Genomic DNA, 12,800 nt, shown 5'->3' with positions numbered 1-12,800 from the left:
CCCTTAGTAAACGCTGGCATGTTGAAATTGCGCGTCATCCCCTGCCTGGACGTGAAGGACGGCCGCGTCGTGAAGGGCGTGAACTTCGTGTCGCTGCGGGATGCCGGCGACCCGGTGGAGCAGGCCGCCGTCTACGATGCGGCCGGAGCGGACGAATTGACGTTCCTCGACATCACCGCCAGCCATGAGAACCGGGACACCATCCTGGACGTCGTCTCGCGCACGGCGGCACGGGTATTCCTGCCGCTGACCGTCGGTGGCGGGATACGGTCGACGGACGACATGCGCCGCCTGCTGCTGGCCGGCACCGACAAGTGCAGCATCAACTCGGCCGCCGTCGCTCGGCCGGACCTGGTGCGCGAGGCCGCCACCAAGTTCGGCAGCCAGTGCGTCGTCGTGGCGATCGATGCCAAACGGACCGGTTCGGGGAAATGGGAGGTATTCACCCATGGCGGCCGCCGCAACACTGGGATCGACACAATCGCCTGGTGCCAGCAGGTCATTTTCCTGGGCGCCGGCGAGATTTTGTTGACCAGCATGGATCGTGACGGTACCGGACAGGGTTTTGATCTTGAACTGCTGCACGCCGTTTGTAGTGCCGTGCGGGTGCCGGTGGTTGCCTCAGGCGGCGCCGGCACGCTGGCGCATTTCGTTGCAGGCGCGCGGGCAGGGGCCACCGGCCTACTGGCCGCCAGCGTGTTCCATTTCGGCACATTCACCATCGCCCAGGTGAAGCAGGCGCTGCATCAAGCGGGACTGCCGGTGCGCCTGCCTCGCAAGGCGGTCTGAGCATGGGAAAATCGGCCAAGAAGAAGGTCCTGCCTGGGCCGCGGGAGGCAGCCGGGAAGGCGCCACGAAAGGCGTCGCGCAAGCCGAAGAGGTCGGAACTGGTCGCCGTTCCCGTGATCGAGGCGTTGTCCGGCGCAACCGTGCTGGATCGGCTGTTCGCCGTGGTCGAGGGTCGGCGCGACGCGGATCCGTCGGTCAGTCACTCCGCCCGTCTGTTGTCGCGCGGTGCCGCCAAGGTGGCGCAGAAGTTCGGCGAGGAAGCGGTCGAGTGCCTGATCGAGGCGGTGGCCGGCAACCACGATGCCCTGATCGCCGAAAGCGCCGACGTGCTGTATCACCTGCTGGTACTGTGGGTGTCCGCTGGCGTCAGCGCAGACGATGTCTGGGCCGAGCTGACACGGCGGGAAGGCATCAGCGGGATTGCCGAGAAAGCCAGCCGCCCAAAGCCTCTGGTCGTGCCGCGCGGATTACGGACGACGAAGATTCCGTGAGCATCCGGGTTGGATTTGGTCCGCCTGCCAGGCCATATCTTCCCTTGAAGCGCGATTGGTTTAGGTTGACCCAGGAGGCGCGCTTTAACTCCTTGTTTGATCGCGTGATTCACGCCTTCTGACTGGGTCAGCCTCAGGCGATCATGCTCTCTAACGCAACCACTCCAGGAGGCGCCTCATGCCGATCAGTGGCCTGCCGCCCTACGACCCGCAGAACATCTTCGCCCGCATCCTGCGCGGGGAAATCCCGTGCAAGAAGGTGTTTGAAGACGAATGGTCGCTGGCCTTCCACGATATCAACCCGCAGGCGCCGATCCATGTGCTGGTGATTCCGAAACGCCCGTACTGCTCCTTCACCGACTTCAGCGCCACAGCCGGCGCGGATGAAATCGCTGGTTTCATGCGTGCGGTCGGCAAGGTCGCCAAGGAACTGGGGCTGGAGGCGGCGGGCTATCGGATTCTCGCCAACATGGGCGAGCATGGCGGGCAGGAGGTGCCGCATTTCCACGTCCATCTGTTCGCCGGGCGGTTGCTGGGCCGCATGATAGCGGGCTGATCAGCCGGCGGTGAAGGTGCGGAGCGCGGCGGCTACCCGGCGCAGAAGCGGCGCCCAGACCGCACATTGTCCTTCATCGTGATCGCTAACCCCGACGTCGGCGGGCCCGACATTAGCGGGATCGTCGCGCCGAGGCGCCGCTGTAAGAGGCCGCTTCGGCGGCAAGCGGAACAGCCGAGCAGATGGGTACCAGGGACTGTCTGACCGGCTGGCCAGCCATCGCCAGTCGGGGGCTACATGCAGCAGGATCCATACCGGTTTGCCCAGCGTGCCAGCCAGGTGCGCGATCGCCGTATCTACTGTGATCACCAGATCCAGTCCCGCGATCAGCGCTGCGGTATCGGCGAAATCGCCAGCCTTCTCCACGGTCCGGCTGATCGCCGGCCTGGCTTGCAGTGCCGCCAGATCGCTGGGGCGAATGTCTTTCTGCAAGCTGTGAAACCGTGCGTCCTGCTGGTCCGCCAGCTTGAGGAACACCTCGGCCGGGATCGAGCGGAGATGGTCCCGCATGTGCCGTTCATCACCCGACCAGGCCAGCCCGATTTGCCAACGCTTCCGCCGGGGTCGCCTTGAGCCATCCGGTGGGCGCGGACAGGGCATGGTCGCGGGGATTGTCTTCAGCGTTGTGCCGAACCAGCGCGGCAGGCTGGAAGAGGTGCAGTGATAGTCGAAACGCGCCTCATTCGGCAGGGTGGGCAGCACGGCGACATCCGGCGCGGCATCCGCCAGCAGCCGCACCAAGGGTGGGAATGTTCGCAGCGTGATGTGCCACGCCCTGCGCGCCTTCAGCAGCGGCAGGTAACGAGAGAACTGGATCGAGTCGCCATGTCCCTGGTCATCAGCCACCAGGATCGTCTTGCCGGCCAGATCCTGCCCTTGCCACACCGCGCCGAGCGCCGGTGGCGGCCCGTCCGGATAAAGCGGCGTGACTTGCTCCCGCACCGCATAGTTGGCCCAGCCGTTGGCGAAGTCGCCCAGGCGGAGTTGGTTCATGCCCAGGACCAGCCTGGGCGCGGGCAGTGCCGGCAGCAGCCGCAAGGCTTGCTTCAGATGCAGGTCGGCTTGGCGGAAATGGCCCTCGGCCACCGCCAGTTCGCCCAGCATGCCGAGAGCGGTCGCGTGGATCATCCTGTCGCAGGCAATGGGATCGAGCAGCGGCGCCAGGCTTCGCCGCGTTTCATCCCCCCGGCCCATCCAGGCGGCGAACTGGGCCAGTTGCAGCCGATGCTTCGGGTTGAATGGCTGAATATCGACCGCCCGCCGCGCGGCGGCCAAGGCGTCCTGTCGCCGCCCGGCCATCCAGCAGGCCTGCGACAGCTCACACCAGGCGGGCGCGAAATGTGGCTGGATTGCCAATGCGGCGTTCAACCGGTGGGTTGCGAGGGCATGATCCTTTCGCCGCAAGGCGATCTCGGCCAGCTTCGTCAGGGCCATCGGGTGATCCGGTTCGACGTTCAGCGCCGCGCCGAAGGCGGCTTCGGCGGCCTGGGTCTGCCGCGCCGCCAGTGCCGCCAATCCTTCCCCCACCAGGCGCTCTGCTTCTGTCGGGGGTGCGAACATTGAATTCCGCATGGATTAGGAGAGGGCTTCGCTGTGCCGGGTTACGCCGCAAAACAATAGACCAAAATTACCAGGACGGCGGAACAAAACACCGCCTTCAACCTTGTTAAAGCACATTCCGATCAGGTCGCTCCGTTTTGAACCCGTCATGGCCGGGACGAGGCCCGGCCATGACGAATTGGCGCAACTTGATTGGAAACCGCTCTAATGGTTGCGACCGTTGCGCGGCATCCGCGCGAGACCAGCTATCGGAACACGAGCCATCCGCCGCTCAACGCGTTGCTGTCTTGGGTACGGCCGCTTCAACCTGGCAGCCCGATGGGGATCCAGCTCTCTTTCCCGTCCCGCCGGACCAGCACGGCGGCATAGGGCTGTTTCGCCGCGACACGCGCGGCCAGGGCCGCCACCGCCTGCTCCGGCGTCGAGACCGCCTGCTGCTCCACCTGAACGATCACGTCTCCCTTCTGAAGGCCGCTGTCGGCGACGCTTCCTGACGGCTCGATCTCTTCGACCGTCACGCCTGACGCCTGGTCATGGCCCGATGCAGCCGCGAATTGCAGACCTAGCGTCGTCGGCGGCGGGCTTTGTCCCGGCAGTGGCAGCTTTTGCTCCGTCAACGGCAGGATCGGCACGACGACCGACGACATTGTCGCGCCACGCGAAAGTCCCAGCGTGACCTGAGTGCCAACCTCGGTAAAAGCCGCCTTACGGGCCAGGTTCCGCGGATCCAGAACCGGATCGCCATTGAACGTCCTGATCACGTCGCCAGGCCTGATGGCGTTGTGCATCTGGTCAGCCTGCGGCTCCAGCTCCGCGACCAGGGCGCCCCCAGGGCCTGGTGCGCCAATCGCCTGGGCCATCAATCCGGTGACCGCCTGCGTCCGGATCGGCAGCATCCCGGCACGGACCTCGCCGTATTTTTTTATCCGATCCACGACGAACCATAATTGGTTCGACGGGATGGCGAAGCCGACACCAACCGAGCCGGTGCCTGGTGCATAGATCACGCTGTTCATGCCGATCACATCGCCGGCCAGGTCAAACAGCGGGCCGCCGGAGTTGCCGTGATTGATCGCCGCATCCGTCTGGATGTAATCGTCGAACGGGCTTTCCATGATGTCGCGGTTGACGGCGCTGACAATCCCGGATGTCACGCTCTCGTCGAAGCCGAACGGGCTGCCGATCGCGATCACGGAGTCTCCGACGCGCACCTTGTCGCTGTCGGCGAAGGTCAGCGCGGGCAGCTTGCGGCCGGCATGGATCCGCAGCAGGGCAATATCCGCCTTGCCGGTAAGCTCCACCGCTTCGGCACGATAGCGGTCGCCGTCGCTGGTCCCGACGAAAATCGAGACCGCGTTTGCCACCACATGCTTATTGGTGAGAATCAGGCCTGAAGGGTCAACGATGAAGCCGGAACCGATTGCTGTCTGCGGATGACCATCGGTGTCCTTTACCTCGGCCTGGTCCCCGGCGGCGGGCTTTTGCGGCGGTTGCACGCTGATGATCCGCACAACGGACGGCTCGACCCTCGCGACGATGTTGGCAACAGGGCTGGGCGGCAGGTCGGCCCAGGACGGTGTTGGGCGGATCGGTGCCACGCTCAACACCATCAGTAACCCGGTGACCAGACGCAAGCGCTTCATGACCCGCTCAGATGACCTTTCTGGAGCTTGGAAGGCAGCGGCACCACAGCAAATGGCCCTGGATCGAGCCTCGATCCAGGGCCATCACGCAACCATCCGCCAACTGCCTACTTGGGCACGGCGCGGCTTGCCGGACCTGTATCGAAACCGCCGTCGGACGGGCCTTCCTGGGTATGCTGCTTCATGCCCCCGATGCCGCCCGCCCTATCGAAACCGCCGTCGGACGGACCTTCCTGAGTATGTTGCTTCTGCGCCGTCTGCATCGACTTCTGCGTCGGCTTGGCCTGCTGTGGCGTGGTCTGAGCCATCGCCGGGGCGGCGGCAAAGACGCCACCGGCCAACAGCGCAGCCGCGAGGTGAACCATCTTCATATTAAGCTCCTATCAACGTATCGCGCCCAAGCTATGGCCGTTATCAGGCTGCTTCAATCAGCAAGGATGGTCGCACTTAACACGATCCCGTGACGCGAGAGATCGTGCATGTACCGAATGCTAGACAATGCATTGACAACGTTCAACTTATCAAGTTAAAATTAGATAGCCGGGCGGTTAGCTTTCCGCTGGATCGGTGGATGGGCCACAGCAAGCCATCATCATCAAGCAGTCCACGTCTCACTAGTGCGCTTTCGCGGTGACTGGAAAACGGCACAGGCCTTCCCTATTCGTCATGGCCGGCCTTGTGCCGGCCATCCGCGCACAAATGCTGGGGGGCAGATGGCCGGCACAAGGCCGGCCATGACGGCGGGTGGTAGATCGAGCGGTTCCAGTCACCGTAAAAATGCCCTAGATGGCATGATTGAGCCATTGCCGCGGCTCGGTTCAACGTGGTCATCCTTGGGCGCCCTGGAACGTAAGTTCGGCGTGGCCTGCGAACCATCTGGTCGGAAGTGGCTCGTTTTCACGTGGATGGCCGACCGCCTGCGTCCTATGCGCAATGCAACGAATCTTTGGGCAACGAATCTCCGGCTAGGTGATCAACTGCTGGCTTGCAATTGCTCGCGCATCTGACGTGCCCGGGCCAAAACCTTGTTTTCGATGTCGCCGACGGTGCTGGCGGCGATCGGCTCGTCCACCCATTGGCCGTTCTGCAGCGTCTGGCGGAAGATGTTCACGCGCAACCCGTCGCTGCGCAGGTCGCGGCTGAGGATATAGATCGTTGCCTTGAATCGCTCCCCGGACGTGCCGGGTGGGGTGTACCAGTCGGTAATGATAACCCCGCCGAACGGATCAGCCGAAGCGAGCGGCATGAAGGCGATGGTGTCCAGCGCGCCGCGCCAGAGGAAAGCATTGACGCCAAGGCCGCTGCCGCCGCCGCCGATACCGCGGTTCTGGTCGCGCCCTTTGCCAATGCCGAAAATGGTTCCGCTGTCGTCGCCGCCCACGCGTGAGCTCAAGGCATCACCGGGCGACCCGCTGCCAAGACCTTGGAAGTTGGGGGGTGTCGGGTTAGGCCTGATGGCGTCCGATGAGCACGCGGTGACGGCCAGCATGGCGACCAGGGCGACGAATGGCAGCAGGATGGATGGAGCGGGGCGGCGCATTGTGATGGCTTGCCTTGGTCAACCGATCAGTATTGCGTCGTCTTAATCCGACTTCGTCGGAGCCGCAATCCAGGATTATCCGGTCGCCGCCGATGGCTGACCAGCAACGGAAGAAAGCGGCGGGGCGATGCCCGCCGCTTCTCTGTCAACGTTCCGGCAGACGTTACCAGAACAGCACGGTGGAGAACAACCCGCCCTGGCCCTGGGCATCGACCGTTCTGCCGCCGACGCCGACGTTGTTGTTGGCGAAGTCGAACCCGCCCTGATGGCGATGGGTATACATGTACTCGCCCACCAGCACGACACCTGGCGCCAGCCGGTAGCTGCCGCCGAAGGCGACTTCATATTCGTGCCGCTGCGAAACACCAACCAGACGCGGATCACCCTGCGTATCGACCAGCCCGACTTCCGCGCCCAGGGTAATGGGACCATTGGCGTAGGTCAGGCCAGTCACCACGGCATTGGTGTTGACGCCGCCGGACGGACGCAACGCAAGCTGGCCGTTGACCGCGCCGCCGATGTAGTCGGCGGCGGCGGTGACGTTGAAGGCGGTGACGGCCACACCCGCCTTGTAGAAGCCCAGGTTGTCATAACGCAATGTCAGCGCACTGGCGCCGCCGGTTCCGGCTCGTGCGACCGCGGGCGTCGTGTAGGCGGCCGTCGTCAAGTTCTCCTTGCCGGAGGTCTCGCCAAAGCCATAGGCCTTGAAGTCCACCGGACCGAAGACCTGCTGGTAACGCAGACCGCCACCCACCTGGTTGATCCAGCGGGACGGATCGTTGCCGGACGAGACGCCGATGCAGGTCGAGTTGGCTTGGTTGCAGCCGACCCCAAGGCCTGAGTTCTGGTAGGTGTTGCCCTCGTTCGGCGCGTACTGGATGCCGAAGTCGAAGCCGTAGACCTGCGGTGACAGGTAGACGACCTTGGAGTTGCCATAATCGGCGCCGGCCTGCGCCAGCCAGACGAAGGGGATACCCACGCCGCCGCCTGCGGTGGTGTCCTGCAGCGCGCCACCGTTGAAGTTGCCGACACCGCCGTCCCAGCACTGCGTGGTGAAGATACAGTTGTCGAACAGACCGATGACGCCGTCCCCCTGGCCGAAGCGGACGATACCGACGTTATCGGCCGCCAGGTAGCTGAAGACGCGGCGGACGAAGATTGTTTCGGCGCTGGTGTTGGCGCTGGGACTGTTGGCCGCGCCGCTCGCGGCCGAGGTCGCGAACGGGCGGTCAGCGGGGCCGAAATTGGTACGCAACTCGATGGTGGCGCCGTAGCGCAGGCCGTTTGCCGCGACGCCGTCGAAGGCGGGATAGAGGCGAGCGTAGGAGCTGATGCCGAGCGGGTTCAGCTTGTAGCCGCTGGGAGCGCCGGTTGTGGTGCGGCCCTTGTCGAGGCTGGTGAAGTCGGCCGTGAGATCGACTTCCACGCGGCCATTCAGGCGGATGACGATGGTGCCAGGCGCCGGCACGGCATCAACATTCGGCGCGTAGACCGTGCTGAGCGGGCCAGCGGCCGCGCTGCCGGTCGGCGTGTTCGCGGTGCCCCAGGAGTTGTTGTTGTTGTTCGCGGCCGGACCGGCGCCAAACGGCGCCGCCAACTGGCCCTGAGACGGGTTCGCTCGCGGCGGTGCGGGTGCCTGGGCGTGCGCCAGGCCGCCGGTCGCCCCGATAATGGCCGCGCTGGCCAGGAGAAGCTTGCGCATTTGTGAAACCTCCATTTCTTGACCGGCTCGCCGGCGATGTCCCCGAGGCCCCGCCCGTCGACTCCCGCGAGCAGGCGGGGGGCAGCCAGACCTGGACGAAATTAATGACCGGCCAGTTACGCCCCGGCAACCCGCTTTAGCAGGGCGACATGGCATCTCCGAAACAGTGTGGCAACGGCGCCACAATGGCGCCTGGCCACAGCGATGTTCGCCGTGGTCTTCCCCAGGTTCAGGCAGGTTCCCGGTCTGCTCGTTCGCCAACGCATGAGGCGGATCAGCCGTGCGGGAGCGAGTTGCTTCGAGGCATCGGGCGGGCTGGCCAGCGGGGTGCCAGGCGTCTCCACGGGGGGAACGTCGGCAACTTGCCCTGTCATGCCTTATCGCGGCAGCGTCTCCGGCACGGTCGCCAGGGCGATCTCACGCCGAACTGCCGCCCCGCGCGGAAGGCGCGAATATCAGGTCTGGGCAGGTTCGCTCAGTAGATGGTCGAGCGCAACCGTTCCGGATAGCTCCGATCGTACTCCTCGCCGTTGACCAGGCCGAGGGTGATGTCCGCCAGCATCCTGCCCGTGCTGGGCAGCGCCTTGCGGGAGATGTGCCTTTCCGGGTTCCACAACTCCGAGCGGATCAGCGCCTTCGGGCACTGGAAGTAGACCCGTTCGGCGCGCACGACGATGACGGATCGCGGCAGCGAGCCACGATAGGGAAACCGCCCGATCAGCTCCGGCGCCACCGAGATCGAGGCACGCCCGTTCACCCGCAGTGTCTCACCGACGCCGGGGATCAGGAACAGCAGCGCCACCCGGTCGTCGCGGATGAGGTTGCGCAGCGTGTCGACCCGGTTGTTGCCGCGCCGATCGGGGATCAGCAAGGTCTTCTCATCGATTACATGGACGAAGCCGGCCGGATCGCCGCGCGGCGTGACGTCCAGCCCCTCCGGTCCGACGCTGGCGATCGTCAGGAACGGCGAAGCTTCGATCATCGCTCGGTAATGCGGATGGATGTAGTCGATCTCCTTGGCGACCGCGCCCGCCGATACTTCGCCATACAGCGCGTCCAGCGCCGCTTCGTCCTTGATCAGATGATCGCCGCTGATCGCATCCAAGTCCATTCTCCTGCTTTGCCCGACGCCACGGTGACATGGTCACGGTGACATGGCGACGGGAAGACGTATAGTCGCGCCGGAATGGCGGACGAGACAAGGCGGAAACCATGGCGCCCCCGATGACGGAACACCCGACGGAACACCTCGCTGACAAGGACGCGATCCGGGAACTTCTGGCGCGTTACTGTTTTCATCTGGACAATGACCGCTTCGAGGCGATGGCCGGGCTGTTCGTCGCCGACGGCGTGTGGGAGACCGCGTTCGGGACCGGCACGGGACACGCCGGCATCGCGGCCCAGGCGCGCGGCCTCGCCACCGGCCCGCGGCCTCGGCGGGTGCATCTGACCACCAACATCGTCATCACGCTGACCGGCAATACCGCCACGGCGCAATCCAACTGGATGCTGTTCCAGAATACGCCGTCCGGCCCGGCGATCGGCTCGGGCGGCGCCTATGACGACCGGCTGGTGAAGCGGGACGGGCAGTGGCTGTTCCAGCATCGCCGGATCGATCGCTTCATCGCCGAGGGGCGAAACTGAGGCGGGCGGCGGTCTGGCCAATCCGCGCCAAACCGATTAGGGGTCTCGATGCATCGGAACCCGACCTGAGGCGGGGCCGACGGGACGACCCAGATGGGATGACAACGTTGGGATGACCCAGTTGGAATGACAACGTTGGAATGACAACGGGAGAAAAGCTTGATGAACGGCGCCGACAGCCTGGTGCACTCGCTGCTGCGAAGCGGTATCACCACCTGCTTCTCCAATCCCGGCACGTCGGAGATGCATTTCGTCGCGGCGCTCGACCGCATTCCCGGACTGCACTGCGTGCTGGGCCTGTTCGAGGGCGTGGTGACCGGGGCGGCGGATGGCTATGCCCGCATGGCCGGCAAGCCCGCGGCGACCTTGCTGCACTGCGGTCCCGGCCTGGCGAACGGGCTGGCGAACCTGCATAACGCCAGGCGAGCGGCGACTCCGATCGTCAATATTGTCGGCGACCAGGCGACCTATCACCGGCCGCTGGACGCACCGCTGACCGCTGATACCGAAGGCTGGGCGCGTGGCGTCTCCGGCTGGGTGCGCACCGCGATGGACGTGCGCACCGTCGGCGCCGATGCCGCCGCCGCCGTGCAGGCGGCGATGACCGCGCCGGGCCAGATCGCCACGTTGATCCTGCCGTCGGACACGTCCTGGAACGAAGGCGGCGTGGTGGCCGAGGCGCTGCCGGCGCTGCCGACCCCGCCGGTGTCGCCCAACCAGATCGAGGCAGCCGTCACCGCCTTGCGTCGCGGCGGGGCGGGCGTCGTGCTGCTGCTGGGCGGTGTCGGGCTGCATGAGGAAGGGCTGGCGCTGGCGCACCGTATCGCCGCCGCCACCGGCTGCCGCGTCATCGCCCAGGGCTCCAACGCCCGCATGGCGCGTGGGCAGGGGCGGCTGCCGGTCGGGCGGGTGCCCTATGTCGTTGATGCCGCCGTCAAGGCGATGGCCGGGACGACACAGCTTATTCTGGCGGGCTCGCGCAAGCCGATCACGTTCTTTGCCTATCCAAATATGGTGCAGACGTCGGTTCCCGAGGACGCCGAGGTGCATATCCTGGCTCGCCCCGAACAGGACATCGTGGAAGCGTTGGCGCGCGTGGCCGACGCGCTGGGTTGCCCGAAAGTCGCGGCGCCTGACAATGGCACGCGGCCGGAGCCGGGCCGGGGCGCGCCGACGCCGGAGGCCATCGCCGCCACGCTGGGCGCGCTGATGCCGGACGGCGCGGTGATCGCCGACGAGTCGGTGACGTTTGGCCGGGGGTTCTTCGCCGCGACGCAGGCCGCGCCGCCGCACGACTGGCTGAATGTGACCGGCGGCGCGATCGGCGGCGGCATGCCGATGGCCACCGGCGCCGCCATCGGTGCGCCCGGCCGGCGGGTGATCAACCTGCAGGCCGACGGGTCGGCGATGTACACCGTGCAGGCGCTGTGGACCCAGGCGCGGGAGAAGCTGGATGTCATCACCGTCCTGCTGTCGAACCGGAAATACGCCATCCTGCTGGGCGAACTGGCGAATGTCGGCGCCAATCCTGGCCGCACCGCGCTGGACATGCTGGATATCGGCAACCCGGACATCGACTGGCCGCGTCTGGCTGGCTCGATGGGGGTTGAGGCCGCCCGCACGGATACGGCGGAGGGTTTCGCCGACCTGCTCGCGCACGCGCTGAAGCGGTCCGGCCCGTTCCTGATCGAGCTGCTGATCTGACGTGGCGGATCGTCTCCATTGCGCCTAAGTCATGGCTGATCAGACCACGCTTGACTGTAGCGACAGGCGTGCGTACACACCCCGTAGCGCCGGCCGTGGCTGACGGTCTCGACAGGCCACGGCAAGACGGTGCAATCGAGCCCGGAACCAACCAGGCTCGTGTTCTACGGGAGGATATCAAGATGGCTAAAGCTGAGCGTAGCACGCGTTCAACGTCCAAGCAGCGGCAGAGCAAGGTCGCACCTTCTCAGGCTCGGGCCCGTTTATCAGCTTCAAAGGCCCCACCTCAGACACAGCCTCATTCCGCTCAATCCGCCGCGCCTAGCCAACAACATGCCGGGTGGGCGGCCGATCTGGTGTTCGACGTGCGGGAGCCGAAGTTGGCTGTCAGTCTGCGTCTGGATGCCGATGTCCTGCGCTTTTTCCGCGGATTTGGTGCCGGCTACCAGACCCGGATCAATGAAGTGCTGAAGGCCTTCATGCATGCGCGGGAAGAGGTGGAAATCGACGATCGGGTCGTCGCCAGCGCCAAGTCATCGCGCGCCATCACCAGTGGGAAGCGCGCCCGATAGCACGCCGGCGAAGCGCCAGAACCTAGGCTCCGCAGGGTTTGGCTTGAGGTTACAGAAGGCAACTGGCGGATGACACCGGCTGTGGTCAGTAGAACCTGGCCGCCATCAGCCGGTTGGGGATGCGTCTTGCTCCGGCATTTGCGCGATGACCCAGGCGTTCAAGACAACACCGATTTCCCGCCGCCAGTCGAGGTGGTTGTTCTTGAACCAGGCCAGTGTTGTCGGGTTCAGGGCGAAGCCAATGTCGTGTGTCCCGTTGGCTGGCCATTCGGGTATGTCCACCGCGGCGGCAGCCGCATCCGGGCCAGGTGACCCAGCATCAAGATAGGCATTGCCAAGTGCCGCATCATCAAGAGAGTTGGCGTCCTCATCCGGCTCGTCTGTAATCATTGTCGACTCGAAAAACCCATCTTTAATCTGAGCAGCGGGATCATCAGGACCAAACTTATGAAACCCAGGTCGGCTACAAAACCCGGAGAGGACGCCGAGAAGGAGATTACCCGGAAGGGGTTAAGAAATGGTTAACGGGTCGCATCGTTCGCATACAATCATGCGTCGGTCGCGTCCAAACCAATGCCTCGTCCGGTCGTTCATGCCAG

Annotated in this window: 13 protein-coding genes; 6 read left to right on the top strand and 7 right to left on the bottom strand. The window is 65.1% G+C overall.

Features of this window, described 5'->3' with window-relative positions:
- Window positions 1-18: 18 nt before the first annotated feature.
- From hisF to ACQY4S_RS10785, 3 genes are all read left to right on the top strand, one after another.
- A complete protein-coding gene (gene hisF, locus ACQY4S_RS10795; RefSeq protein WP_428485203.1) occupies window positions 19-789 on the top strand; it encodes an imidazole glycerol phosphate synthase subunit HisF in 771 nt (256 codons plus the stop codon).
- A gap of 2 nt (window positions 790-791) precedes the next feature.
- On the top strand, window positions 792-1,280 hold the full coding sequence (locus ACQY4S_RS10790) for a phosphoribosyl-ATP diphosphatase (protein WP_428485202.1): 489 nt from the start codon (window positions 792-794) through the stop codon (window positions 1,278-1,280).
- Window positions 1,281-1,458: 178 nt separating this feature from the next.
- Complete coding sequence (locus tag ACQY4S_RS10785) at window positions 1,459-1,836, top strand: histidine triad nucleotide-binding protein (protein ID WP_428485201.1); 378 nt, start codon at window positions 1,459-1,461, stop codon at window positions 1,834-1,836.
- Here ACQY4S_RS10785 and ACQY4S_RS10780 read toward each other — a convergent pair whose 3' ends face one another.
- The 6 genes from ACQY4S_RS10780 to ACQY4S_RS10755 form a co-directional block, all read right to left on the bottom strand.
- Window positions 1,837-3,396, bottom strand: coding sequence for a glycosyltransferase family 9 protein (locus tag ACQY4S_RS10780; protein ID WP_428485200.1), 1,560 nt, complete (start codon window positions 3,394-3,396; stop codon window positions 1,837-1,839). It lies immediately after the preceding gene.
- 302 nt (window positions 3,397-3,698) lie between these two features.
- A complete protein-coding gene (locus ACQY4S_RS10775; protein WP_428485199.1) occupies window positions 3,699-5,039 on the bottom strand; it encodes a trypsin-like peptidase domain-containing protein in 1,341 nt (446 codons plus the stop codon).
- A 107-nt stretch (window positions 5,040-5,146) separates the two neighbouring features.
- Window positions 5,147-5,410, bottom strand: a complete 264-nt coding sequence (locus ACQY4S_RS10770; RefSeq protein WP_428485198.1) for a hypothetical protein — start codon at window positions 5,408-5,410, stop codon at window positions 5,147-5,149.
- A 602-nt stretch (window positions 5,411-6,012) separates the two neighbouring features.
- Window positions 6,013-6,420 (bottom strand): DUF3576 domain-containing protein, encoded by a 408-nt coding sequence (locus ACQY4S_RS10765; RefSeq protein WP_428485197.1) that lies wholly within the window; start codon window positions 6,418-6,420, stop codon window positions 6,013-6,015.
- A 322-nt stretch (window positions 6,421-6,742) separates the two neighbouring features.
- Window positions 6,743-8,281 carry a porin gene (locus tag ACQY4S_RS10760; protein ID WP_428485196.1) on the bottom strand — a complete coding sequence of 513 codons (1,539 nt, stop codon included), beginning with the start codon at window positions 8,279-8,281 and terminating at the stop codon, window positions 6,743-6,745.
- A 475-nt stretch (window positions 8,282-8,756) separates the two neighbouring features.
- Window positions 8,757-9,386 (bottom strand): pyridoxamine 5'-phosphate oxidase family protein, encoded by a 630-nt coding sequence (locus ACQY4S_RS10755; protein WP_428485195.1) that lies wholly within the window; start codon window positions 9,384-9,386, stop codon window positions 8,757-8,759.
- Between the two features lie 107 nt (window positions 9,387-9,493).
- On the opposite strand from ACQY4S_RS10755, the gene ACQY4S_RS10750 reads away from it, so the two are divergent.
- The 3 genes from ACQY4S_RS10750 to ACQY4S_RS10740 all read left to right on the top strand — a co-directional run bounded on the left by ACQY4S_RS10750 (window position 9,494) and on the right by ACQY4S_RS10740 (window position 12,201).
- Window positions 9,494-9,925, top strand: coding sequence for a nuclear transport factor 2 family protein (locus tag ACQY4S_RS10750; protein ID WP_428485194.1), 432 nt, complete (start codon window positions 9,494-9,496; stop codon window positions 9,923-9,925).
- A 162-nt stretch (window positions 9,926-10,087) separates the two neighbouring features.
- On the top strand, window positions 10,088-11,629 hold the full coding sequence (locus tag ACQY4S_RS10745; RefSeq protein WP_428485193.1) for an acetolactate synthase large subunit: 1,542 nt from the start codon (window positions 10,088-10,090) through the stop codon (window positions 11,627-11,629).
- 182 nt (window positions 11,630-11,811) lie between these two features.
- The gene (locus tag ACQY4S_RS10740) at window positions 11,812-12,201 is read left to right on the top strand and encodes a BrnA antitoxin family protein (protein ID WP_428485192.1); all 390 of its coding nucleotides are present in this window, start codon (window positions 11,812-11,814) and stop codon (window positions 12,199-12,201) included.
- A gap of 105 nt (window positions 12,202-12,306) precedes the next feature.
- On the opposite strand, the gene ACQY4S_RS10735 is transcribed toward ACQY4S_RS10740, so the two are convergent.
- Entirely contained in the window at window positions 12,307-12,591 is a 285-nt protein-coding gene (locus ACQY4S_RS10735) for a hypothetical protein (protein ID WP_428485191.1), read from the bottom strand.
- Window positions 12,592-12,800 lie beyond the last annotated feature (209 nt).

This window comes from Rhodopila sp. (assembly GCF_965276935.1).
In the GTDB taxonomy this organism is placed as follows: Bacteria; Pseudomonadota; Alphaproteobacteria; order Acetobacterales; family Acetobacteraceae; genus Rhodopila.
This window is presented reverse-complemented; position numbering and strand designations above follow the sequence as displayed.